This is a genomic window from Glycomyces sp. NPDC049804 (assembly GCF_040674615.1).
GTDB classification, from domain to species: domain Bacteria; phylum Actinomycetota; class Actinomycetes; order Mycobacteriales; family Micromonosporaceae; genus Glycomyces; species Glycomyces niveus.
On sequence record NZ_JBFAMQ010000004.1, the window covers coordinates 66,018 to 89,317 of the forward strand.

A 23,300-nucleotide genomic window follows, 5' to 3' on the forward strand; every position below is an offset into this window, starting at 1 on the left:
GCGCCCGGGTGTGACAGCACACCCGGGCGTGTCGCGTTCACTGCCGCGATTTCACCCATTCGGGGGTCAGGATCGCGTCCCACGCGATCTCGGCCGCGCCGGTCAGCGGTCCCGCGTCGCCGACCGTGCCGGGGATGATCCGCGGCGGCTCGTCGCGGCGGAACGCCATCAGGAACTCGGCGCAGCTCGCTTCGATCAGGCTGCGCCGCAAGCGGATCAAATCCACCCCCAGGCCCGAGAGGCTGATCGCCTCCGGGTCGAGCGCGTTCGCGAGCGCGCCGAGCCCGCGGCCGAGCGCGGCGGCGTTCTCGTCGAGGGCCGCGCCGGCCTCCGGGTCGCCGTTCTCGGCGCGGCGCAGGATCTCCCGCGCCAGGTCGCGTCCCGTGCCGTAGCCGGGCTGCTCGCCGAACCGCCGCACGAGCGCGTTCGCGCCCACGTCGAGACTCCAGCAGCCGCGCACCCCGCACATGCACGTCAACTCCGACCCGGTGAGGGGCATGTGCCCGAACTCCCCGGCGATGTTGTGCCCGCCGCGCTGCGCGTCGCCGGCCAGCAGCAGCGTCCCGCCGATGTCGAAGTCGATGTGGAAGTGCATCGCGGTCCCCATGCCGCGCAGCGCGCCCCGCCGCGTTTCGGCGAGCCCGGCGAGCCGCGCGTCGTTGTCGATCACGGTCGTGGGCCAGTCCGCGCCGATGAGCGTCCCCAGCTCCACCTCGTCCCAGCCCAAGTGCGAGATGTGCAGCCGGTGCCCGTCGCGGATCGGCCCTGATGTGGCGAACCCGACGACGGCCAGCCGCTCGTCCTCGTGCCGGGCGATGGCGGCGCGGATCTGCGCGAACACCGCCGGGGTGCGGTCGTGCTCGCCGGATTCGAGCTCGGTGATCGCGCCGCCGAGGGCGACCGACGCGAGTGTCCACGTGTCCTCCCGGAAGTCGACCGCGAACGCCAGCGGCCCTTCGGGATGGGGCACGAGGAGGGTCGTGGGCCGCCCGCGGCCGCTGCTCTCGGCCGGGACCTCGTGCAGCAGGCGGGCCTGCTCGAGCTCGCCGACGAGCGCGGCGGCGGTGTTGCGGCCGATGCCGAGGAGCCGCGCGGCCTCGGCCCGGGTGAACGGCGCGGCGGCGTCGTGGACGGCGCGCAGCAGCCGGACCTGGTTGCGGACGCGGAGGTCGGCGCTGGTCATCGTCTGGGGCATGCAGGGATTATGCCAGCCTCCCGATTTTTGTATTCGGCTTGAACATAACCCTTGACGACAGCCCGCGACCGTTGTTATGTTCATATCGAGAACAAAAACGTGGCGGTGCGCCGCCTCCCGATCGCAAGGACCGACCGCTGTGCCCACCGCGACCACCGCCCCCGACCTCCGCCGCGCCCGCATCGGCCTCCACGGCGCCTTCGCCACCTCAGGCTTCGTCATGGGCGCCTGGGCCGCCTCGCTGCCCGGCATCGACGCCCGCCTCGGCCTCGGCGAAGCGAAGCTCGGCACCGCGCTCCTGCTCATCCAGCTCGTCGGCCTCGGCTCGATGGTCCTCGCCGGCCGCATCGCCGACCGCGTCACCAGCCGCAAGCTCCTCCTGTGGACCGCCCCCGCCACGCAGCTCGTGCTCATCGCCCCCGCCCTCGCCCCGAACTACACCACCCTCCTCGCCTGCGCGGCCCTCTACGGCGTCGGCGTCGGCTTCATCGAGGTCGGCATCAACGCCCACTCGGTCGAACTCGAGCAGCGCTACGGGCGGCCCATCATCTCCGCCTTCCACGGCCTCTGGAGCCTCGGCAGCGCCCTCGCGGGCGCCGTCACCGCCATCGCCCTCGGCATCGGCCTCGGCGGCCGGACCGTGCTCCTCGCCGTCGCCCTCATCAGCGCGGTGGCCATGGCCGCCTTCACACGTCCGCTGCTGCCGCCACCGGGTCGAGACAACTCCGGCGGCAGCAGCGGAACCCCCGTCCGCCGCATCGGCGCACTGCTCCTCGCAGCCCTGTTCGTCCTCGGCCTCGGCGGACACCTCATCGAATCCGGCGCGATCGACTGGGCGAACCTCCACGCCGCCAAGGCCCTCGAGGCCGACGACGCGCTCGCGCCCCTCTCCTACACCGTCTTCGCCGTCGCCATGACCGTCTTCCGGCTCTTCGGCGACCCCATCCGCGCCGCACTCGGCCCCGGCCGCACCCTCCTGTGGGCCGGCGCCACCGCCACCGCCGGCTACGTCCTCGTCCTCGCCTCCGGACAAGCGGGCGGCCTCCCGCTCGCCTGGGCCGGCTGGCTCCTCGCCGGCAGCGGCATCGCCATCATCGTCCCGGTCCTGTTCAGCGCCATCGGCCAAGCCGGCGGCACGCCCTCCAACATCGCCCTCATCTCCATGTCCGGCTCCGCAGGCCTCCTCATCGGCCCCGCCGCCATCGGCTACATCGCCGAAGCCACCAGCATCACCACCGGCCTCCTCGTCCCCACCGCGCTGGCCGCGTTCGCCGCCTTCGCCGGCCCCCTCACCCTCCGCCGCCTCTTCAAGGACCGGGCGCCCGAACCCGAGAAGACCCCCGCCGCAGTCTGACCGCGGCGCACGTCACGCACCGGGCCCGTCGCGCCGCGACGGGCCCCCGCGTAGACTTGCCCGTGCAGAAGGGGAGTAGCTCCCAACGCTGCGGTCGACATACTGGTTCCCCTCGGTTACAGCTCGCAAGCTCCGCCGAGACCGAACCCGGCCGCACGGCCTCGGTCCCCGAGGCGAGCGAGACCTTCGACCAAGGCCGTACGGCCGGGTCGAGGTCGCTGTGTCCCCTCCTCCCGGCGTGAACACTGGGAGGATCACCCTCAATGGAAGCACTGCTCATCGCCGCCGGCGTCGCGTTCGGCGCCGTCTTCCTCGGCGAAATGGGAGACAAGAGCCAGCTCATGGCCCTCACTTTCGCCACCAGATACCGGATGCGCACCGTCATCCTCGGCCTCGTCATCGCCATCGGCGCCCTCATCGGCCTCTCCGTCGGCGTCGGCGCCGCCCTCGGCAACCTCCTCCCCACCGACTGGATCCGCCTCGCCGCCGCCCTCATGTTCATCGGCTTCGGCCTCTGGGGCCTCAAACCCGAACGCGGCGACGAGGAAGCCGAAGGCCCCATCACGGAGCGAAGCACCGGCCTGCTCACCGTCGTCACCGCCATGTTCCTCGCCGAATTCGGCGACAAGACCATGATCATCGCCATGGGCATGGGCTCCAGCTACCACCCTTCCGGCGTCTGGCTCGGCGGCACCGCCGGCATGCTCGCCGCCGACCTCCTCGCCGTCTTCGCCGGCGCCTGGGTCGCCAAGCGCATCCCCGAGAAGGTCATCCGCTACGTCTCCTCCGGACTGTTCCTCGTGATCGGCGTCCTGCTGGCCATCGAGGCCCTCACCGCGCTCGCGGACTAAGCTGGCGGTCATGCCGAAACCGGACGCGAACGAGGACACCGCCGTCATCTACACCGACGGGGCGTGCTCCGGCAACCCCGGCCCGGGGGGCTGGGGCGTCTACTACCAGTGGGGCGAGCACGAGAAGGAGCTGTACGGCGCCGAGAAGGCCACCACGAACAACCGCATGGAGCTCATGGCCGCCATCCAGGCCCTCGAGACCCTCAAGCGCCCCATGCACGTCGTGCTCTACACCGACTCCGCATACGTGCGCAACGGCATCACCTCCTGGATGAACGGCTGGAAGCGCAACGGCTGGATCAACGCCAAGAAGGAACCGGTCAAGAACGCCGACCTGTGGCGCCGCCTCGACGAGGCCGCCGCCCGCCACACCGTCGACTGGCGCTGGGTCAAAGGCCACGCGGGCGATCCCGGGAACGAACGCGCCGACCGCCTCGCCTGCAAAGGCCGCGACGAAGCCGCCGGACGCCGCTGACCCCGCCTATTCCCGCCGCCGCGCGATCCACAACGCACCCGGCCCGCGCTCCCGGGCCCCGATGAGAATGGAACAATCACCACCATGAGCGACCAGGTACCGTCACGATTCTCCGGAGGCGTCGACCTCAGCACCCTCGCGGCCGCCGCCCAGCAGCAGGCGCAACAGGGCGGCCTCGGCGGCGGAGGCGTCCTCGCCATCGACGTCACCGACGCGACCGTCCAGAGCGAAGTGCTCGAACGCTCCCTCGACGCGCTGGTCGTCGTCGCGTTCTGGGCCGACCAGGTGCCCGAGAGCCTCCAAGTGCGCGACCTCCTCCAGCGCCTCGCCGCCGAAGCCGGCGGCGCATGGGTGCTCGCGAAGGCCGACGTGCTGCAGAACCAGCAGCTCGCCGCCGCCCTCCAGCTCCAGTCGCTGCCCGCCGTCGTCGCACTCGCGCAGGGCCGCCCGCTCGACCTGCTCCAAGGCCCCCAGTCCGAACAGGGCCTGCGCCAATGGATCGGCCGCGTCACCCAGGCCGCCGGCCTCGACGTCCCCCAGCCGGTCGACCCCGAGCTCGCCAGCGCCGAGAACCTCATGGTCGAAGGCGACCTCGACGCCGCCGAAGCCGCGTACGACAAGTACCTCAAGAACCACCCCGCGTCCGGCGAAGCCGAGGCCGGGCTCGCGCAGGTGCGCATGCTGCGCCGCGTCGGAGCCCTGCCCGACAACGCCGTCGCGATCGCCGACGCCGACCCCGACAACATCGACGCCGCCCTCGCCGCCGCCGACCTCCAGCTCCTCTCCGGGCAGGCCGAAGCCGCCTATGAGCGGCTGATCGCCCTGGTGGCCAAGAACTTCGGCGACGACCGCGAGCGCCTGCGCAAGCGCCTCGTCGAACTGTTCACCGTCGCCGGGACCGACGACCCGACCGTCGCCAAGGCCCGCCGCAAGCTCAGCGCCGTCCTCTTCTGACCGGACCACCAGCACCGCACGACGCACCCGGACCTCCACGCCACACCGTGACGTGGAGGTCCGGCCGTTCGGTGGACCCCCGGAACTGGTGCCGAGGCGGTCCGCTGTGACAAGCTAGCGAAGCCGGTGCCGAGTGGGAGGTGGGCGTTGCCAGCGACTCGAACGAGACGCATCGCGGTCCTCGACGCGCCCTCCAACCTCGGACTGCGCCCGCCCACACCGAGCACCGTCCCCGGCTGCGCCAAAGCCCCGGGGGCGCTGCGCGACCACCGGCTCCTCTCGCGCCTCAACGCCGTCGACGCCGGCTGCCTCACCCCGCCCCGATTCGACGCCTCCGCCTGGCGGCCCGGCGACGGCGTCGGCCAGGCCAAGGCCATCGCCGAGTACACGCGCCGCCTCGCCGACCGCGTCGAACGGCAGTGGCAGGAGCGCCGCTTCCCGCTCGTCCTCGGCGGCGACTGCTCGATCCTGCTCGGGCCCGCGCTGGCGGCCCGGCGGCGCACCGAACGCGACCGCCAGGACCGCGGCCTGGTCTTCATCGACGCGCACTCTGACTTCCGCCACCCCGGGAACTCGCAGTACGTGGGCGCGGCGGCGGCCGAGGAGCTGGCGCTCGCCACGGGCCGCGGCCAGCCCGACCTCACCGACATCGGCGGCCTGCGCCCCTATGTGGACACCGACCACCTCGTGGTGCTGGGCCTGCGCTCGGACGACCCGCACCGGGTCGAGCTCGAAGCCTCCGGCGTTGCCATGCGCACCGTGCCCGCGCTGCGCGCCAACGGGATCGGACGCTCCGCGGAGTGGGCGCTGGAATCGCTGGGGGACGTGGCGACGTTCTGGCTCCATGTGGACACCGACGTCCTCGACCCGTCTGTGATGCCCGCCGTCGACGGCCCCGCGCCCGGCGGCATCTCGCTCGGCGAGCTGAGCCAGATCATCACCACCTGCGCCGCCGACGACCGCTGCGCCGGCATGGACCTCACCGTCTTCGACCCCGACTACGACCCCGACGGCGAGTACGCGAAAGCCCTCGCCGACCTCCTCGTCGAAGCCCTCCAATAGCGTGCGATCTCGGGGAGTCCCCAAGACCCCTGTCGTCATCATCCGGTCCCGCTCCCGGCATTGGCGTTGGCGTTGCGGAGCCGCCACCGCCGCAGGTTCACGCTCTGCGTAGTACGGCCGAGGAGCCTCGCTGCGTCCGCGATCGTATGGCCGAGCACGACCAGATCCTCTTCGGAGGTCCAACGCTTCCTGACGACGCCGTACCGACCGGCTCTCGCCGGGTCCGGCGCCCAGGCGGCCACCTTGGCCGCCGCTTCGCGCTTGCGGTCGATGCCGATGGTTTCGGGGGAGTGCCACGCCCATGCGGGCCAGTTTCGCGGCGGCGATGTTGACCACCATGATGTTCGCGACGCCGTCGCGCGTGTTCGGCCGCGGGGTGCGGTCGACGCCGCATACCTCCTTGACGACGCCGCAGAAGAACTCGGCGAGGGCCAGGCTGGCGGTTACGAGGCTCACGAACGGATAGCCTTTCGCGGTGAACCCGACCGAGCCGTCGCCGTCGAGCACGCCGCGCACATAGTCGGCTTTCGAGAAGGGCTGCGGTGGCGGTGCGATCGTGCGCGATTTCCGGCCCGGCGGCACCCCGAGCGTGGCGATGGCCCTGCGAGCCTCCTGGTCGAAGAAGCCGAGGCAGGCCGATTCGTATGCCTTGCTGAAGTTCGTGTCCCGCGTTCGGGTACGGATCGAGGTGTAGCAGGGGATGACGGCCGCGAGTCGCGGGAGCACCGCGGCGTCGCGCGCAGCGAGCTCGAGTGTCACTTTGCCTTTGGCGTCGAGGCTGCCGTAGTGGGAGCCGTCCGTCTGCAGTAGGCCGATGAGGTAGGCGACCTCTGGTCGCGTTGCGTCGAACATGGATCAACTGTGCGTATATGGACCGACGCTTCGAGTCACGTAAATTCGACGTAAGCGATGCGAATCACCTTCAGGGAGTCGAGGCGGTTCCCGAAGGCCCGCTTCGAGCCTGAGATCTCCGTGCACCACAACTACGTGGCCGAGGAGACGCACGACGGGCAGGACCTTCTCGTGACCCGCAAGGGCGCGATCCGGGCGGGCCTGGGCGATCTGGGCATCATCCATGGGCGCGGCGAGCTTCATCGTTCGGGGCCTCGGCAAGGGGGCGGCCTACGAGTCGGCCTCGCACGGCGCGGGCCGGAAGATGAGCCGAAACGCGGCGAAGAAGCGCTTCACGGTCGCGGACCTCATCGCCCAGACCGAGGGCGTCGAATGCCGCAAGGACGCCGGGGTCCTCGACGAGATCCCGGGCGCCTACAAGGACATCGAGGAGGTCATGGCCGCCCAGTCCGATCTCGTGGAGATCGTGGCGCGGCTGCGCCAGGTCGTCTGCGTCAAGGGCTGATCCGAACGGCCGCAGGGCCGGACCCGCATCGCGCGGGTCCGGCCCTCAGTCGTCTGCGGGCTCGGGGAAGCCGGTCATCTTGGGAAGTGCTCGGCGCAGGGCGGCGGTGTCGGCGGGTGCCAGGTCGGCGGTGAGGTCGGCGTCGATGCCGTCGGCGATCCGGTTGCAGGCCTGCAGGAGTCGCGTGCCCTCCTCGGTGAGGGCGAGTACTTGGCGGCGGCGGTCGGCGGGGTCGCGGCGGCGGGTGAGCGCGTTGAGGTCTTCGAGTCCGTCGGCGAAGTTGACGAGGAGGCTCGGGGCGACGCCCATGATCGCGGCGGCCTCGGCCTGGGAACGTGCGCGGCCGTTCGCGAGGAGTGCGAGGAGCCCGGCGTGCTTCGGTTCGAGGCCGAGGGGTGCGATCCGGGCCGCGAACCGGTCGGCGACGGTGGTGCCGAGCGCACCGAGCTGGAAGGACAGGGACGAGGTCAGGGCGACCGGCGGTTTCGCGGACATGCCGGAGATGCTGCATGAGCGAAATGATTCACGCTCTGCATCATTCATGCTCGGTGCTGACGAGGGGCATGACGACCTGGTCGAGGATGTCGTCGATGACCTGCTGCGGGGCGGCGTGGCCGCGGGTGAGGAAGTAGTGGGTGAGGAGATTCGGGGCGAGGTTGACCACTCGCGGCTGGAGCGCTTCGGGGCGGACGGTGCCCCGGTCGACGCCGTGCTTGAGGATCTTCGCGAAGACCATGATGCGCGGGGTCTCGATGCGCTGGCGCAGATCCTCGGCCTCGGCCTCGTCGGCGGGGGAGGAGCCGAGCTCGCCGACCCAGCCGCGGATCGCCTCCCCGAACGGCCCGTCCTGGTACTGCGCGATGTACCGCATGACCTTCTCGAGGTCGGAGCGGACGTCGTCGCCGGGCACGAAGTCCGTGTCAACTTCGGTGGCCTTGTAGCGGGCCGCGGCGCGGACGAGGTGCGCGCGGTCGGGCCAGCGCTTGTACAGCGACGCCTTGCCCGCTTTGGCGCGGGCGGCGACGGCCTCCATGCGGAGGTTGGCGTAGCCGACCTCGGCCAACTCCTCCAGGGCGGCCTCGAAGATCGCGCGTTCGAGGTCGTCGCCGCGTCGGCGGCTCGCTGTGGAATCGGTCACCGGCCATCCCTTCAGTAGTGAACGGATCGTTCACTAAATGCTAGCGTCTAATAAGAGACGCAGCGTTCACTACACCGCGTCTGTCTCGTCCTCGGCCGCCGGGCCGCCCATCGACCCCCCGGCCCTCCTCCAGCAACACCCTAGGAGGCCGTCACTTGACCGCCGCAACCGCCGCACCCGCGCCGATGACCCACCGCGAGGTCCTTCGCGCCCTCTCGGGCCTGCTCATGGTCCTGTTCGCCGCGATGGTCTCGTCCACCGTCGTCTCCGTCGCCCTCCCGCGGATCGTCGGCGACCTCGAAGGCACCCAGTCCCAGTACACGTGGGTCGTCACCGCGACCCTCCTCGCGAGCACCGCCTCCACTCCCGTGTGGGGCAAGCTCGCCGACCTGTTCGACAAGAAGCGCCTGCTCCAGGTCGCCATCGTCATCTTCGCCGCCGCCTCGCTCCTGTGCGGCCTCGTCGAGAGCACCGGCCAGCTCATCGCGCTCCGCGCCGTCCAGGGCCTCGGCATGGGCGCCCTCCAGGTGCTCGTCCAGGTCATCATCGGCGCCATGGTCAGCCCGAAGGAACGCGGCCGCTACAACGGCTACCTCGGCGGGGTCATGGCCGTCTCCACCGTCGGAGGCCCCCTCCTCGGCGGCGCCATCACCGACGCCGACTGGCTCGGCTGGCAGTGGTGCTTCTTCCTCGCCGTCCCCATCTGCGTCGCCGCGTTCTGGATGCTCTCGCGCACCCTCCACCTCGCCGAGTCCAAGCGCGCCGACGCCAAGGTCGACTACCTCGGCGCGACCCTCATCGCCGCCGGCGTCAGCCTGCTCCTCCTCTGGGTCACGTTCGTGGGCAACGACTTCGACTGGATCTCCTGGCAGACCGGCGCCATGGTCGCGGGTTCGGCGGTCCTCCTGGGCGCGGCCGTCGTGGTCGAGACCAGGGTCCGCGAGCCCGTCGTCCCCGTCCACGTCCTCAAGCGCCGCGACCCGGCCCTCGCCACCGTCGCCAGCCTCGCGGTCGGCATGGCCATGTTCGGCGGCGCGGTCTTCCTCGGCCAGTACTTCCAGATCTCGCGCGGCTTCTCGCCCACCGAGGCCGGCCTGCTCACGATCCCGATGATGTTCGGCGTCATGGTCGCCTCGGCCGTCGCCGGCCGCCTGGTCTCCCGCTCGGGCAAGGTGAAGCCCTACATCATCACCGGCACGCTCGTCCTCACCGCCGGGTTCGCGGCGCTCGCCACGATCGACCACGAGACGAACCTGGTGTTCATGGGCGCGGGCATGTTCCTCGTCGGCACCGGTGTCGGCATGTCCATGCAGAACCTCGTCCTCGTCGTCCAGAACTCGGTCCCGCTGCGCGAGCTCGGCGCCGCCTCGGGCGCGATCACGTTCTTCCGCTCGCTCGGCGGCACCGTCGGCGTCTCCGTGCTCGGCGCGGTCCTCGCCGACCAGGTCGCGGACACGATCGCCTCCGGCCTGGCCGCCCTCGGCATCGAGGCCGCCGGCGGCGGCTCGTCGAGTCTGAACCTGGACGCCATGCCCGCCCCGGTCGCCGAGGTCGTGCGCGCCGCCTACGGGGACGCCACCGGGCATCTGTTCCTCATCTCCGCGTGCATCGCCGCGGCAGGGTTCATTGCGGCCCTGTTCCTCAGCCCGGTCGAACTCCGCGAGACCGTCGACCTCGCCGAGACCCCGCCGGGGGAGGAGCCCGCTTTGCTGAACGGTTAGGCGCACCAAGCGAAGCCGGGTCCGGACGCACGCCGCGTCCGGGCCCGGCTCCGGTGTTTCCGCGGCACGTGTGTTTATGGCGTAAACATCCTTGTGTATGGTGTAAACATGAGTTCGACTTCGGAGCGGATCGCCGCCGCCGCAAAGGACCTGGTCACCGCAGGCGGCAGCGCCTCGGTGAGCATGCGCAAGATCGGCGACGCCCTCGGCCTGTCGCCCATGGCCGTCTACCGGCACTTCCCGAACCGCGAGGCCCTGCTGGCGCGCGTCGCCGACGACCTGTTCGACGACGCCTACGACCGGTTGAGCCGCAAGGCGATCCCGGCCGACACCGTGGCGGCCCTCCACGGCGCGGTCGACGACCTCGTCGATCTCGCGCTCGACCACCCGCGCCAGTTCGCGTTCATGTTCATCGAGCCCCGCGACGGCGCCCGGACCTTCCCCGCCGACTTCAGCGGCGGCCGCTCCCGCCTGTTCGGCCTGCTCACCGGCATCGTCGACGCCGGGATCGCGAACGGCACCCTCGCCCCGACCGACTCCTGGAAGGTCGGCCTCACCCTCACCGCGAACGTCTACGGCCTCGTCGCCCTCCACCAGGGCGGCCGCATCGCCCTGAGCGACGAGGACTTCCGCGAACTCTGCCACGACTCCCTCGAAAGGCTCCTCAATGGCATCCTCGCCTAAGCGCCCCTGGCCCGCAGCGGTCGCCGCCGCCGCGGCCACCGCCCTCATGCTCGCGTTCGGCTTCGCCCTCGAACCCGTCTCGTGGCTCATGTGGCTCGCCCCCGCGCCGCTGCTCCTGGTCGTGCCCCGCCTCGGCTTCTGGCCCGCGCTCCTCGCGGCCGAAGCCGCCTGGCTCGGCGGCACCGCCCGGATCTGGCGGTACCTGGCCGAATCGCTCGAGATGCCGCCGGTGTTCCTCGTCGTCTCAGCGGTCATGTTCACCGGCATGTACACCGCCGTCACGCTCCTGTACCGGGCGCTGGCGCGCCGCGGCCGCCACTGGTTCGCGTTCCTGGCCTTCCCCTCCGGGGTGGTCGCGGTCGAATACGTCGGCTCGGTCGTCAACGCGGAAGCCGGCGGCGAGTGGTGGAGCTTCGCCTACACCCAGGCCGACGTCGCGGCGGTGCTGCAGCTGGCCTCGGTGACCGGCATCTGGGGGCTCACGTTCCTGCTCATGGCAGTACCGGCCGCGATCGCGACGGCCTTCGCCCCCGGCGCGGTCCGCAAGGCCCGCATCGGCATCGCCGCCACCGCGGCCGCCTGCCTGGCCGCCACCCTCGTCTACGGCCTCGCCCGGCCGGTCGACCAAGGGGAGACGATCCGCGCCGGAGCGCTCGCACTGCCCACCGACCAGGACTCCATCGACGTGGACACCGCCAAGGCCGACGACCTGTTCGCCGCCTATGAAGCCGAGATCGCCCGCATCGGCGCGGGCGACGACCTCGACGTACTCGTGCTCTCGGAGAAGATCTTCCACGTGTCGGCCGAAGCGGCGGGCCCGTACCTCGAGCGGTGGTCCGCCGTCGCCGCCGCTTCCGGCATCGACCTGGTGCTCGGCCTCGCGATCGACTACCCCGAGGACACGTTCAACGCGGCCGTCTGGATCCCCGCCGACGGCGGCGCGACGGGCGAGTACCACAAGCAGCATCTCATTCCAGGCCTTGAGGACTGGATGACCGCGTCGGACGCCGGCCCGGTCTTCGTCGCCGACGAACGGTGGGCGCTGACGATCTGCAAGGACCTCGACTACACCGCGACCATGGCCGCCTACGGCGACCAGGACGCCGGCCTCGTCCTCGCCCCGGCCCTCGACTTCACTGTGGACGGATGGTGGCACAGCCGCGTCGCCGTCACCCGCGGTGTCGAGCAGGGCTTCTCGCTCGTGCGCGCCGGCCAGATCGGCCTGATGACCGTCAGCGACGCCTCCGGAGCGGTGCTCGCCGAAGACGACCGCCTCGCCATCGCCGACGTCCCCACCGGCCACGTCGAGACCGTCTACGGCCGCCTCGGCGACTGGCTCCTGTTCCCCGTCGCCGTCATGCTGCTCGCCGGCATCGCCGCCGCGATCCCCGGTCGACGAAAGGCGAAGCAGTGATCAGCTTGACCAGCCCAGCTCACCGGCGCGCAACCCCGCCTGAAAGCGCGAATCGGCCTCCAGCTTCGCCATCAGCGCAGCCACGCGACGCCGGTACGTGCGCAAGGAGACGCCCAGGCGCCTCGCCGCCGACTCGTCGGTGAGGCCCGCCCCGAGCGCTTCCAGCACCATGCGCCCCTCCTCGTCCAGGTGGGGGACGTCGCTCCGCAGGTAGGCGTCGAGGCCGAGAGCGCCGTCCCAGATCGCCTCGAACAGCGAATGGACGCCGTCGACCAGCGCCTTCGATGTCGTCACGGTGTACTCGCGGTCGCCGCCGGTCGCTCGCCCGGCGAGGATCATCACCCGCCGGTCGATCATGATCGTCTCGTGCGGCAGCTGCGAGCCGCTGATCCGCACGACCGCACCCCGCGCCTGCACATGCCGCAGATGCTCGCGCGCCTCCTCGTCAGCCAGCGCGACCGGACTGAGCAGCTTGCGGGTCGAGAACCCAGCCGCGCGCATCCGCCTCCCGATCGACGCCCGCGCCTCCGGCTGCGACCATGTCTTCAGATCCCTTGCCGCACAAATGAATTCGGTGCGCGCCGCATGGAAGAGATGACCGGCGCGCACCATCAGCTCGGCATCGCCCCGAACGGTAAGGACCTGCTCCTCGCGCATCGCTCCAGTCTCGCACCCGTGGCAGCTTGCTGCCACTGCCTCGCATCCCGGCCCGCGTGCGGCGACGATGGAGCACATGACGAACACGACGCACACCCTCGGCGGCGACCGCCCCGTCAACCGGCTCGGCTTCGGCGCGATGCGCCTGGCCATGGGCACCTTCAACGGCCCGGCCCGCGATCCGGAGACCGGCATCCGCGTGCTCAAGCGCGCCGTCGAACTCGGCGTGGACCACATCGACACCGCCGGGTTCTACGGACGCGGCGACGTGCGCGCGAACGAACTCATCCGCAAGGCACTGCGCCCCTACCGCGACGACCTGGTCATCGCCACGAAGGTCGGACCAATGCCCGGCCCCGACGGCAGGCCAAGCCACCAGGCCACGCCGGAGCAACTGCGCGGCCTCGTCGAAACCGACCTGCGCACCCTCGGCCTGGAACGGCTCGACCTGGTCTATCTACGAGTGGGCGGCATGACCGGACCCGGCGGCGAGTCGATCGCCGAGCGTTTCGCCGCACTGGCCGAGCTCCGCGATGCAGGACTGATCCGGCACCTCGGCGTCAGCAATGTCGATGCGGCGCAGTTCGGAGAGGCACGCGCCATCGCCCCTGTCGCGGCCGTGCAGAACCACACCGACAACGACGGGCTGCTCGCCGAATGCGAGGCGGCCGGGATCGCGTATGTGCCGTTCTTCCCGATCGGCGGCGGCGGCAACCCGCTCGACGAGGAGCGGCTCGGCAAGGTCGCCGCACGCTTGGGCGCCACCACTGTGCAGGTAGCGGTCGCGACGCTGCTCGCGCGATCTCCGGTGGCGCTGGCGATCCCGGGCACCGGTTCGCTCGCGCACCTTGAGGAGAACCTCGCCGCAGGGGAGCTGACTCTGAGTGACGAGGACCTGGCCGAACTGCGTGCCTGATCCCTCAGCGCGCGGGCCGGTCTGGCGGGCCGGGCACCCAGCTAGACACCAGCGAGACCAGCAGTGCTGCAACCATCCTCAGAATCCGCCCAGCCGTCCGGCCCCCCTGCCCCCCGGGGCGCCGCCGACGAGGAACGCCCTGCGAACCGAGCGCGCCGGGGCCCGCCGCATTAGGCTGTCGGGCATGGTCGAGCGCATACGAAACCGCGTCGTCGAGGGCGGTACGACGTGCCCGGGTGGCTGAGCGCGGGCGGCTGGGGCCTGCTCGCGGGTTCCGCCCTGGTCATGGGCGCGCTGGCCGGGTACCTGGTCCGCGTGCCGCCGAGAGTCATCGCGAGTGTCATGGCATTCGGCGGCGGGGTGCTGCTCTCTGCCGTGTCGTTCGACCTCATCGCCGACGCGAACGAACGCGGCGGCCTGCTGCCGACCTCGCTTGGAGCGGTCGCCGGAGCCCTGGCCTACACGCTGTCCAACGTAGCGCTCGCGCGCCGGGGCGCACGCCACCGCAAGCGCTCAGGCGAGCTGCAGCCCTCTGAGGACGCCCACCCCGGGTCGGGCACGGCGATCGCCCTGGGGGCCTTGCTGGACGGCATCCCCGAGTCAATCGCCATCGGCACCAGTCTGCTGGGCGGCGGGGCGGTCAGCGTGACGACCGTGGTCGCGGTGTTCATCAGCAACGTCCCTGAAGGACTCTCGAGCGCCGCTGGTATGCGGCGGGCCGGGCGAGGCCGCGTCTATGTCTTCGGCCTGTGGAGCGCGATCGCCCTTGCGAGCTGCCTGGCCTCGATACTCGGCTATAGCCTGCTCGGCGACGCCCCGACTTCGGCCCTGGCTGCGATCACCGCGCTGGCGGGCGGCGCGATCTTGGCGATGATCGCCGACACGATGATTCCCGAAGCCTTCGACGACGCCCACTTGTGGACTGGGCTGATCGCGGTCCTCGGATTCCTGGCCGCCTTCAGCCTCGAGCAGTGGTGACGCGCCGCGGCCCTCGCTGCGCCCGCGACCCGATCGCTGCCGCCCGGCGGAGCCTGCAGGCGCGCGTCGCGATCTGACTCGTTCACTCGAGGCCGCGTTCATCGGCACCTCGGTTCTGCCACGGCAATGACCGGGTGCTGGCCGGAGAGGCTGAGCTGGTGGCGCTCGATGACTCGCCAGCCTGATCGCTCAGCTTCGAAATGGCACAAGAACTCCGGTGGCACCAGGCACACGAGCCGCCCGTCGTCGGCGATGACCCGCCGCCACTCCGTCAGGAGCGCAGGGAAACGCCGTGGCATGGCAACCTGGCGTCCCCAAGCCGGATTGGTCACGATCCGATCGATGCCGCCGGTCGGTATCGGCAGCCGAGCGGCATCAGACTCGGCGAAGGCGATGCCGGTGAGGTGCTGCGCGTTGCGCGCCGCGGCGGTAAGTGCCTCCGGGTTCAGGTCGGAACCGATGAAGCCGGCGCCGGGGGTGAGGTCGCGGGCTTCGACGAGGATCGTTCCGGCCCCGCAGCAGGGATCGAGCACGGTCATCCCCGCTTCCATCCCTGCGAGCCGGGCCATTGCCGCGGCGACCGGCGGATGCAGCGTGCCGGGAACCGATGCGGTCTTCCAGGCACGGCGGTGGAGTGGCGGTCGGCGGCCTCGGTAGCCCAGCAGGAGGCCCTCAGGCGAGAGCACCGCGCGCCATTCGGCGGCACCGGCCGGAGGGCGGAGGCCGCCGCGTCGGGTGGCGAACTGTGCTCCGAGTCGCTCGGACAGAAACGAGCCGATCGCGTCCTCGAGGTCGTGGCGGTTGTAGGTGCGCCGGCCGATCATCGACGCCGAAACGGTGAGCACCGGATCGCCGTGATCGAAGTCGGACTTGATCGGCCGCAGGTCGGCAGCATCAAGTAGGAGAGGCAGACGCTGCAGATCTGCCTTGGTAGGCCCGGGATCGGCAGTTCGTACGATCTGAATCAGCAGGTCGTCGACCGTCCGTGGCAGATCGGCCATGCACGGCTTGGGAGTCGTGAGCAGGACCTGGCGCTTCCTGATGGAATCGACCTGGCATCCGAGCTCGGTGAGTTCTGCGGCGGCAAGGTGCTCGAGTCCGTTGACGGTGCTGGCGAAGAAGGGCTGATGTTCCGGTGAATCGGGCGTAGACGAGCCCACCGTCGAAGGACGGTTCGGTGACATGACAAAGCTCCGGGTGAGCGACCTGGAGCGGCGGGCAGCCGCACCACTTCGCTAGCCACGGGTGTTCCCTCTGGACGGCTAGCGGAGCGCTAACCGAGGAGGAAGAAGCTGTATGTCACGGCGCCATGCTAACTCACCCGGACGAGACCTGTCCTTCAGCTGCTTGCCGGTAACAGGCGGCACCGCACGAATCAACCTGGCCCGCAAGCCCGCACCGATGGACTCCTCCGACCGGAGATCATCGAACTGGTTGTAACTTGCCATGGCTCCTCTTGATGGACAAGCGGGTGCGATGGAGGCCGCAAGCTTCTGACAATGTGGTGTCCTGTGCGGACTCCCCGATCACTCCTTCCGTTCGATGACGTTCTCGCACTCCCGCAGTAATGAACTCGCAGGCGCGATACCGACCATGCGGACCTGGCTGTGGGGCGGGCCCGCACTCGACTGGTTCATCCGCTCAGGCCTGCACATGCCTCGACGGTCGTACCGGTCGTCTTCGTATGCCTCGTTCCGAGCATTGCCTCCGGCCGGGGTGATCCCGACCGGCGATCTCCCACCCAGCACGGCCTCTGAGGGCCGTGGTCAGCTGCGGATCCCGATAGCACTCGGGGACTGAGACCAGCATCCTGGTGAGGTTGCGGTCTCGGAATCGGTCCGGTTTGTGAGTCGGCGAGAGGCTTGGCGTAGTCTGCGTGCACCTACTCGACACCTGTACGTTTTCCGTATCCCTGTGCGTACGTCAATCATCCCTCGAGCAGCCCGGGGTGTCATCACCCACACGCGCAGAAGCGTCTCATGTTTGTATCTGGCGTCAAGCCGATCCGGCTGCGCCCCAAGCGAAACCGAGAACGCGCCCTCCACCCCGGCCCCGCCGCCTCGTCGTTGCCTGGTCGAACGGTGAGTGGATACGTCCGTGAAGCCCGCAAAAGGCCGGTCAAGTTCAGACTCGTATATGCGGCGAAGGCCCGAACGCTGACGCGCTCGGGCCTGCTTGGGTTTGGGTGCGTCAGTCGCGGCCTGCTGCGCGGAGGAGGCCGGTGTAGTCGGCGGCTCCGAGATCGAGAATCGGGGACTCGTCGCCGAGCTTGCTGTCCCGCACCTGGAAGCCGGAGGAGGCTGGACGGGCTTCAACGCACGCAGAGTCCTGCGCGCCGCCGCTTCGGCTGGACTTGCGCCACCCGGCTTGGCTCATAGCTTGAACTCCTTAATCGGCCTGACCAGGCCTTCCACAGAATCGAGTCCATTGCGGTAGTACCGGACGGACTCGGCCTCCTCGAAGTATAGGTAGGCGTTCTGCGCCTCGACGAAGACGATGTCCGGGTCGTCCTCAGCAGGGAAGGACAGCAGGATGAACGGCAGGTACAGGAGCGGCGGCGGTCCCCCTGAGAACGGGAGGTAGCTCACAGTCGCGTAGTTGAGATCGTCCGCCTCGACCAAGCGGTTGATCTGTTCGGAATCGCATCCGAACCTCAGCACGGCCTCGCTCACCAGGAAGTGGTGTTGTGGCTCGGTGCCCTGCCAGAACGGTCGTTGGCTTTGCAGTCGGAGGTGAACCTCTTGCTCCACCTCGGCTTCGCTGAGTCCGGGGTTGAGACCGAAAAGCATCCGCATATGGCTTTCCGTTTGGAGCTGCCCCGGCACGAAGGTGGACTCGTACTGGTGAACCTCGCTGGCATGGAGCAAGAGTTCGTTGAATGCACTGAACCCGAAGAGGCTCCGACCCCTCGGTTGCGTCCAGGTCGTCGCCGGTCCGAGCCTCCATAGCCGCTCCAGCTCGAACTTCTCCTCCTTCGGCATCCCGTAGAGATCGCACAGGGATCCGATGACGGGGAAGGAGAGCGTGGTGGCTTCGCCGTCCTCCAACCGCTGGACGGTCCGGGTCGATCCGGCCCTCGCGGTGACCTCCGGATGGCGCATGGAGTAGCCCGCTTGCTTGCGCGCGATCTTGAGTTTCCTGCCGATGAGTTTGCGCCGCATGGGAGTCTGGCGCGTCGCGTCGTTACGCATCTCTCCAGTAAAGCAACGGCTACGGATTGCACAACCCTCAACGCACCTCAGTTCGATGTGGCGTTCGGCTGTGGCCTGTGGGCGTACTCCACGCGCCACAGCCAGCGGCCGCAGCCCACGGCAGTGCGCCAACTGCCACCCTCTGACCTGCGGTTTTGCTATTGAATCGACCTCGGAGTCGCCCTACTGTCGACACATCGCGATTCGTTCCGCAGGAGAGGGGACAACGATGTTGCGAGCAGAGAATGGAAAGTCCGCGCCGAGTCCGAATCCAGATCCGTTGGTGCGCGGTGGTTTCACCGATGGAGTACACGAATTCTGGGTGCACGCGCTGAGTGCAGAATCGCCGGATGCGTTCCAAGTGTGCGCCAACGGGAATCAAGCGGACATCGTCCTGATCGTCTCCGGCTTGAACTCCGGGCTGATCCACGCCACCTGGGGTGAAGGCTGGCGGTCGCGGTCCGCGGAGTGGCGTGCGTGGGCGAAGGACTGCGCCGCTCACGTCTTCGACAACGGCAGCCTGCTCAAGGAGCGGCAGGCGGACATGGGGAAGGTCCGGTTCTGCGATGGCTGAGACGCGTTTGGCCGACGGCGAACCCGATCCCGACAAGAACGGCTGGCTCGGCGACTTCGCAAGGGGGCCAGCGGTGTTCTCGGTCTTCCGGACCGGGCCGAACAACGGCGGTCACCCGTTGCTCCCGCCGGAGTTCCGGATCACCTGCAATGACGGGGCGGGGCCGCGTGAGATCTGCCGGTTCACCGAGGAGCCCGAGTTCGCGCCGGAGTGGCTCGGCGCGTGGAGGAATGACCCGTGGTGTCCCTGGATACTCCGACAGGCCAAGAAGCTCATCGAGAACCCTGAGGCGTGAGTGGCGTCGGCCGCCCGCCGTGCGGCATCGCGGCCGCATGCATGGGGCAGCGGGGCGGTGGACCGGGTGGAGTCCGCCGCCCCGCTCGTGTCGTCGGGTCAGGCCTGGGGGAGTACAGAGATGAGGCGGGCGAGTTCTTCGCGGTTGACGCTGAACATGCTCACTTTACGGGGGGCGCCGTTCTGTCGCGCCCGCATGACCTTGGACGTGGCGCGGTCGAAGTAGACGCGTTCGCCCTTCGGCGCGCCGTACGTGTACTTGATGCCGAGCGGCGAGTGCAGGTACAGCGCTCCGGTCGCGGTGTCATAGGTGCAGTAGGGCTTGCTGAGCGAGAGGATGCCCATGATCAGGAACAGGGGTCCGAGGACGATCCAGACGCTGAAGCCACCGGCGAGGATCACGAGCACGCCGACGAGGCCGAGGACCGCGCCCAGGACGATTTCGAGGACCGCGAAGCCGGTGCTCAGCCTGACGGAGACGAGGTGGGGGTTCTGTTGAGTTGTCATCGGTCTTCCTTTGGACGAAGGGGGCTGGGCAGCGCCAGGATAGCGCAGGGGGGCCAGCGGGGTTCCCGGTGCGGTTCAGGCCGGGCGGCAGGGCGGCGCCGCGAGCAGCCGGGGGCGCCCCACGCTCATGACAAGCGCGGTCAGGCGGCCCGGGACGGCGGTCAGTAGTTGTTCCATTCCGACTCGACGCGGTCGAGGATCACCGGGTGCATCAACGTGGACGGCTCCATGTCCATCCGCGCCCGGTCGGGCGGGAAGACCTGGGCGGCTTCGATCAGTTCCGGTGTGAGGGACTGGAACGGGCCCACGGAGGTGTCGAGCCCGAGGGCGGGGGCGTCGCCGTTCGCTTGCACGAGCTGGTATCCCCAGTCGCCGAAGCTCGGCACCGACACCCAGTACGGGCTCGTCGCGTACCCGGCGGCTTCGAGCGTGGACGCGATGGTCCAGAACGTCTTGGGCGCGAAGTACGGCGAACCGGCCTGCACGACCATCCGGCCGGTCTCGTTGAGGTGGGCGGTGGCGAGGCCGTAGAACTCGACGGAGTACAGCTTCGCGGTCTCGGTCGCGTCAGGGTCGGGCATGTCCACGATGATGGTGTCCCAAGTGCCGGTCTGCTCCCGCAGCCACGTGAACGCGTCCGCGTTCACCACTTCCACTTTCGGGTCGTTCATCGCGTTCCCGTTGAGCGCCACCAGGTCGTCGAAGTGGCGCGCCAGGTCGGTGACCGCGCCGTCCAAGTCGACCAGGGTCACCGACTCGACGTCGGGGTAGCGCAGGATCTCGCGCACCGCGAGGCCGTCGCCGCCGCCGAGGACCAAGACGTTCTCGTGCGGGCCGTGCATCGCCGGGTGCACCAGCGCCTCATGGTACCGGTATTCGTCCACTGAGGAGAACTGCAGGTCGCCGTTCAGGTACAGGCGCAGGTCCCGCTCCCCGAACGGCGACGCGGCCTCCGTCATGACGATCTGCTGGTACTGGCTGTCCTCGGTGTACACGATCGGCGCCGCGTACAGCGCCTGCCGCGCCGCCGTCTCGAACCGGTCCGTGTACACGAACGCCGCCACCAGCAGGACCGCCGTCAACCCCGTGACGAGCGCGAGCAGTTGCTTCGCGGCCTTCGGCAGGTCGTCGCGGAACAGGATCCACACCAGCACCACGCCCGCGACGGCGTTCACCGCGCCGACCAGCAGCGCCCCCTGGATCTGCCCGAAGAACGGCAGCAGCACGAACGGGAACGCGAGCCCGCCGATGAGCCCGCCCAGGTAGTCCGCCGCGTTCAAGTCGGCGACCGCCGCGCCGGCGGCCTGCTCCCGGATGCGCTGCAGCAACTCCATGAGCAGCGGAATCTCCGCGCCGATCAAGAGCCCGATCGCCGCCGCGACCACCACCAGCGGCAGGCTGTACAGGTCCGTCCACGAGAACGCCGCGTACAGCAGCATCACACTGAACCCGCCCAGCAGCGCCAGCGCGAGCTCGACCGCCGCGAACGCCAGCGCCGGCCAGCGGCGCAGCGGCTTCGCCGCGAGCGCCCCCAGCCCCATCGCGAACACCATGACCGCCAGCACGATCGACGCCTGCTTCGCGGTGTTCCCGACCAGATACGCGCCCAACGTGATGAGCGCGAGTTCGTACACCAGCCCGCACGCCGACACCGCGAACGCGGTCGCGAGCAGACCGAAGCGCGCCAGGCGGACCCGGCGCGCCGGCATTACCTGCTGAGGGGCGGCCTCAATCGTCAAGATTCCTGCGCCTGCTCTACGACAGCGCCATCGCGATGACCCCGCCCAGCGCGAGGTGCATCGCCGAACTGACCCACACCGCCGGGTGCGGCTCCTCGTCCACGACGAGCGCGCCCAGCTTCCCGGGCGTGATCGCGTCGAGGATCAGGAACGCCACGGCCATCGCGCCGAGCCCGATGACGCCGAACACGAACGTCGAGACCACGCCTTCGACGAGGTTGCCCTCCGACGCCCAGATCGCGCCGACGACGATGAGCCCCACACCGATCAGGTTGGAGGACAGGAGGAGTGAGGCATTGCGGTTGCGGTGCGTCCAGATGAGCTCGCCGAGCTTGCCGGGGGTGAGCCAGTCGACGATGAAGAATCCGAGCACCATCAGCGCGATGCCGATGGCGCTGTAGGCGATCGCGCCGACGACGTCGGTCCCGAACCCTCCGAAGACCTGCTCTCCGAGTGCGAACATGATGGGCTGCCTTTCCTTGACTGGGTTGGGATGGGTTCGGGCTTACTTACCGGAGCCGGGTCCGCCGCCGCGGAACGGCGACGGCGGGGACGACGACCATCCCCACAGGACGAACACCGAGGAGTAGTGGTTGTAGCCGCTGCGGTAGTCGTGCAGCAGGATCTTCGAGCCGCCGTTGTAGGGCGAGACGGCCACGATGTGCTTGGAGTACTGCAGGTAGTAGACGCCGTTCGAGGACCGCTCCGAGCGGGCCTCGGCGTCGTCGTCGATCTGGTCGGCCACCGTCGCCGGCGACGCGCTCGACGTGTACGCCCTCCCGCCGCCCTCGTCGAGGTTCGCGGCCCGCGTGTAATGGTCGCGGATCGTGTCCGTCGGGTTCGAGAAGTTGGTGTTCATCAGGAACACCCCGCCGCAGCACAGGACGAGCACCACGGCGATCGCCGTCCAGTGCTTCCAGTTCAGGCCGCGTGAAGCGGGCGGCGGAGGGGCCGGGTGCTGATAGGTCATCGGTGTTCCTCGGGTCGTCCTGTCGGGGAGTCGGTTCAGCTTACGGGCGCACGGCCATCAAGACGGTACGACAGCGCCGCCGGCTCCGGCGGCGCTGTCGGGAACGACGGTGCTGTGCGTCGTCACGACCTCGCCGTACTGCGGGTAGGTGTGGACGGTCCGCCACGACAGCGGCGCCGTCCCGGTGACCTCGAGCGCGGTGAGCGCGTCCAGGTCGTCCCCGAACACCCCCACCAGCAGGTCCGGCTCCCCGGTGCGCATGACGGCCCGGTCGCGCAGCGACCGGACCCGTTGGCGCAGTTCGGGAACCGTGAGCCGCTCGACCCGGCACTCGTACCGGTGCCGCCAGGAGCCGACGCGCTGGCTGAACGCTTCGGGGAGGTCAGGGGCGAAGTCGGAGCGGTAGGCGAGGGTCTCGGCGATGAGCCCGTCAGGGGTGGCGACGACGGCCTGGTGGCTGGCGCCGAGGAGGCGCAGCGACAGCCGCAGCGGGCCGGCGTCGCGTTCGAGAAGGTCGAGGACCGGCATGGACGGGGCGTCGGGGCGGAAGGTGAGCGAGGCCGCCGAGACGTCGACGAACGGCACCTCGATATGCGCTATCAGCGTGGGCTCCCTGGTGGGGTGGGGCGGGGGACGGGGTCAGGCGTCGTCGCTCTGGTGGTAGATCGTCACCTGGTTGCGGTCCAGGGTAAGCCCCTTCGCCACCTCCCACTTGGCGTCGTCGCCGTACGCCTCGAAGGAGAGCTTCTGCCCGTCGGGACCCGCGTAGTCGTGGTAGCGCAGCGTGCCAGTGGGCGCCAGGCCCGTCGTCGCCTCGCTCACGTACTTCGCCTTGCCCTTCTCGTCCGACTTGAACGAGACGCCTTCGTGACTGAGTTCACGCGGGCCGGGCTGGAGGTCGGTGCCGGTGAGCTCCTCCCACAGGACCATCTCCACGTCGGGGTCGGCCTCGACCGACAGCCAGCGCTTGACGCCCGTCCCGGTGTCGAGGAAGTGCTCCGCCCACTGGTAGTCGCCTTCGGAGAGGCGCAGGGTGCCGCGCACGGCGAGGGTCTTGCCGTACAGCTCGACCAGGTCGGCGGCCTTGATCCGGCGCGGGTCGCCGCGCAGCACGTCGGTGTCGGCGTCGGCGAACGGGTCGACCGGCGGCGGGGGGCCGGCCGGTTCGCTCTTGCGGGTGCTCTTGCGCCACAGCCACCACGCGGCGAACACAGCGGCGACGATGAGGAGGATGACGACGAATTCCATGGTCGATGCCTTCACAGGGTG

General features: G+C 69.8%; 25 protein-coding genes and 1 pseudogene. 13 read left to right on the forward strand and 13 right to left on the reverse strand.

The annotated features are described in order from the left end of the window. Nucleotides 1-37: 37 nt before the first annotated feature. Nucleotides 38-1,195 carry an ROK family protein gene (locus AB0K52_RS07215; protein ID WP_363527431.1) on the reverse strand — a complete coding sequence of 386 codons (1,158 nt, stop codon included), beginning with the start codon at nucleotides 1,193-1,195 and terminating at the stop codon, nucleotides 38-40. Nucleotides 1,196-1,334: 139 nt separating this feature from the next. On the opposite strand from AB0K52_RS07215, the gene AB0K52_RS07220 reads away from it, so the two are divergent. From AB0K52_RS07220 to AB0K52_RS07245, 6 genes and pseudogenes are all read left to right on the forward strand, one after another. Continuing rightward, the gene (locus AB0K52_RS07220; protein WP_363527434.1) at nucleotides 1,335-2,549 is read left to right on the forward strand and encodes an MFS transporter; all 1,215 of its coding nucleotides are present in this window, start codon (nucleotides 1,335-1,337) and stop codon (nucleotides 2,547-2,549) included. Between the two features lie 263 nt (nucleotides 2,550-2,812). Next, nucleotides 2,813-3,400: a TMEM165/GDT1 family protein gene (locus AB0K52_RS07225; RefSeq protein ID WP_363527437.1), complete on the forward strand. Its 588-nt coding sequence runs from the start codon at nucleotides 2,813-2,815 to the stop codon at nucleotides 3,398-3,400. A 10-nt stretch (nucleotides 3,401-3,410) separates the two neighbouring features. Continuing rightward, nucleotides 3,411-3,875: a ribonuclease HI gene (gene rnhA / locus AB0K52_RS07230; protein ID WP_363527440.1), complete on the forward strand. Its 465-nt coding sequence runs from the start codon at nucleotides 3,411-3,413 to the stop codon at nucleotides 3,873-3,875. Between the two features lie 84 nt (nucleotides 3,876-3,959). Further along, nucleotides 3,960-4,829, forward strand: coding sequence for a tetratricopeptide repeat protein (locus AB0K52_RS07235; RefSeq protein ID WP_363527443.1), 870 nt, complete (start codon nucleotides 3,960-3,962; stop codon nucleotides 4,827-4,829). 147 nt (nucleotides 4,830-4,976) lie between these two features. Next, nucleotides 4,977-5,891 (forward strand): arginase family protein, encoded by a 915-nt coding sequence (locus AB0K52_RS07240; protein WP_363527446.1) that lies wholly within the window; start codon nucleotides 4,977-4,979, stop codon nucleotides 5,889-5,891. A 945-nt stretch (nucleotides 5,892-6,836) separates the two neighbouring features. Further along, nucleotides 6,837-7,248: pseudogene (locus tag AB0K52_RS07245) on the forward strand (RtcB family protein); the annotation flags it as partial. Between the two features lie 45 nt (nucleotides 7,249-7,293). Here the strand turns inward: AB0K52_RS07245 and AB0K52_RS07250 are convergent. Together AB0K52_RS07250 and AB0K52_RS07255 are read right to left on the reverse strand one after the other, a co-directional pair. Further along, nucleotides 7,294-7,743: a MarR family winged helix-turn-helix transcriptional regulator gene (locus AB0K52_RS07250; RefSeq protein WP_363527449.1), complete on the reverse strand. Its 450-nt coding sequence runs from the start codon at nucleotides 7,741-7,743 to the stop codon at nucleotides 7,294-7,296. A 40-nt stretch (nucleotides 7,744-7,783) separates the two neighbouring features. Further along, entirely contained in the window at nucleotides 7,784-8,386 is a 603-nt protein-coding gene (locus AB0K52_RS07255) for a TetR/AcrR family transcriptional regulator (protein WP_363527452.1), read from the reverse strand. Between the two features lie 185 nt (nucleotides 8,387-8,571). Here AB0K52_RS07255 and AB0K52_RS07260 point away from each other — a divergent pair, with 185 nt between their 5' ends. From AB0K52_RS07260 to AB0K52_RS07270, 3 genes are all read left to right on the forward strand, one after another. Beyond that, entirely contained in the window at nucleotides 8,572-10,107 is a 1,536-nt protein-coding gene (locus AB0K52_RS07260) for an MDR family MFS transporter (protein WP_363528367.1), read from the forward strand. A 108-nt stretch (nucleotides 10,108-10,215) separates the two neighbouring features. Beyond that, the gene (locus AB0K52_RS07265) at nucleotides 10,216-10,791 is read left to right on the forward strand and encodes a TetR/AcrR family transcriptional regulator (protein WP_363527455.1); all 576 of its coding nucleotides are present in this window, start codon (nucleotides 10,216-10,218) and stop codon (nucleotides 10,789-10,791) included. Beyond that, nucleotides 10,775-12,205, forward strand: a complete 1,431-nt coding sequence (locus AB0K52_RS07270; protein WP_363527458.1) for a nitrilase-related carbon-nitrogen hydrolase — start codon at nucleotides 10,775-10,777, stop codon at nucleotides 12,203-12,205. Before AB0K52_RS07265 ends, AB0K52_RS07270 begins: the two co-directional genes overlap by 17 nt. On the opposite strand, the gene AB0K52_RS07275 is transcribed toward AB0K52_RS07270, so the two are convergent. Next, nucleotides 12,206-12,862 carry a DNA-binding response regulator gene (locus AB0K52_RS07275; protein ID WP_363527461.1) on the reverse strand — a complete coding sequence of 219 codons (657 nt, stop codon included), beginning with the start codon at nucleotides 12,860-12,862 and terminating at the stop codon, nucleotides 12,206-12,208. A 76-nt stretch (nucleotides 12,863-12,938) separates the two neighbouring features. Here AB0K52_RS07275 and AB0K52_RS07280 point away from each other — a divergent pair, with 76 nt between their 5' ends. Further along, nucleotides 12,939-13,778, forward strand: a complete 840-nt coding sequence (locus AB0K52_RS07280; protein ID WP_363527464.1) for an oxidoreductase — start codon at nucleotides 12,939-12,941, stop codon at nucleotides 13,776-13,778. A gap of 228 nt (nucleotides 13,779-14,006) precedes the next feature. Beyond that, nucleotides 14,007-14,756, forward strand: coding sequence for a ZIP family zinc transporter (locus tag AB0K52_RS07285; protein ID WP_363527467.1), 750 nt, complete (start codon nucleotides 14,007-14,009; stop codon nucleotides 14,754-14,756). Between the two features lie 98 nt (nucleotides 14,757-14,854). Here AB0K52_RS07285 and AB0K52_RS07290 read toward each other — a convergent pair whose 3' ends face one another. From AB0K52_RS07290 to AB0K52_RS07300, 3 genes are all read right to left on the reverse strand, one after another. After that, nucleotides 14,855-15,940 carry a methyltransferase domain-containing protein gene (locus AB0K52_RS07290; RefSeq protein WP_363527470.1) on the reverse strand — a complete coding sequence of 362 codons (1,086 nt, stop codon included), beginning with the start codon at nucleotides 15,938-15,940 and terminating at the stop codon, nucleotides 14,855-14,857. 1,006 nt (nucleotides 15,941-16,946) lie between these two features. After that, complete coding sequence (locus AB0K52_RS07295; protein ID WP_363527473.1) at nucleotides 16,947-17,132, reverse strand: DUF397 domain-containing protein; 186 nt, start codon at nucleotides 17,130-17,132, stop codon at nucleotides 16,947-16,949. Further along, nucleotides 17,129-17,947 carry a helix-turn-helix transcriptional regulator gene (locus AB0K52_RS07300; protein ID WP_363527476.1) on the reverse strand — a complete coding sequence of 273 codons (819 nt, stop codon included), beginning with the start codon at nucleotides 17,945-17,947 and terminating at the stop codon, nucleotides 17,129-17,131. The genes AB0K52_RS07295 and AB0K52_RS07300 overlap by 4 nt, the downstream gene beginning before the upstream one ends. Nucleotides 17,948-18,176: 229 nt before the next feature. On the opposite strand from AB0K52_RS07300, the gene AB0K52_RS07305 reads away from it, so the two are divergent. Together AB0K52_RS07305 and AB0K52_RS07310 are read left to right on the forward strand one after the other, a co-directional pair. Further along, nucleotides 18,177-18,521: a hypothetical protein gene (locus AB0K52_RS07305; RefSeq protein WP_363527479.1), complete on the forward strand. Its 345-nt coding sequence runs from the start codon at nucleotides 18,177-18,179 to the stop codon at nucleotides 18,519-18,521. Further along, complete coding sequence (locus AB0K52_RS07310) at nucleotides 18,514-18,816, forward strand: hypothetical protein (protein ID WP_363527482.1); 303 nt, start codon at nucleotides 18,514-18,516, stop codon at nucleotides 18,814-18,816. Before AB0K52_RS07305 ends, AB0K52_RS07310 begins: the two co-directional genes overlap by 8 nt. A gap of 98 nt (nucleotides 18,817-18,914) precedes the next feature. On the opposite strand, the gene AB0K52_RS07315 is transcribed toward AB0K52_RS07310, so the two are convergent. From AB0K52_RS07315 to AB0K52_RS07340, 6 genes are all read right to left on the reverse strand, one after another. After that, the gene (locus tag AB0K52_RS07315) at nucleotides 18,915-19,322 is read right to left on the reverse strand and encodes a hypothetical protein (RefSeq protein ID WP_363527485.1); all 408 of its coding nucleotides are present in this window, start codon (nucleotides 19,320-19,322) and stop codon (nucleotides 18,915-18,917) included. Nucleotides 19,323-19,483: 161 nt separating this feature from the next. Further along, nucleotides 19,484-21,031 (reverse strand): polyamine aminopropyltransferase, encoded by a 1,548-nt coding sequence (locus AB0K52_RS07320; RefSeq protein WP_363528370.1) that lies wholly within the window; start codon nucleotides 21,029-21,031, stop codon nucleotides 19,484-19,486. 46 nt (nucleotides 21,032-21,077) lie between these two features. Beyond that, nucleotides 21,078-21,524 carry a DUF350 domain-containing protein gene (locus AB0K52_RS07325; protein WP_363527488.1) on the reverse strand — a complete coding sequence of 149 codons (447 nt, stop codon included), beginning with the start codon at nucleotides 21,522-21,524 and terminating at the stop codon, nucleotides 21,078-21,080. 42 nt (nucleotides 21,525-21,566) lie between these two features. Continuing rightward, a complete protein-coding gene (locus AB0K52_RS07330; protein ID WP_363527491.1) occupies nucleotides 21,567-22,031 on the reverse strand; it encodes a DUF4247 domain-containing protein in 465 nt (154 codons plus the stop codon). A 57-nt stretch (nucleotides 22,032-22,088) separates the two neighbouring features. Next, a complete protein-coding gene (locus tag AB0K52_RS07335; RefSeq protein WP_363527494.1) occupies nucleotides 22,089-22,616 on the reverse strand; it encodes a DUF2617 family protein in 528 nt (175 codons plus the stop codon). 54 nt (nucleotides 22,617-22,670) lie between these two features. Then, nucleotides 22,671-23,279 carry a DUF4178 domain-containing protein gene (locus AB0K52_RS07340; protein WP_363527497.1) on the reverse strand — a complete coding sequence of 203 codons (609 nt, stop codon included), beginning with the start codon at nucleotides 23,277-23,279 and terminating at the stop codon, nucleotides 22,671-22,673. Nucleotides 23,280-23,300 lie beyond the last annotated feature (21 nt).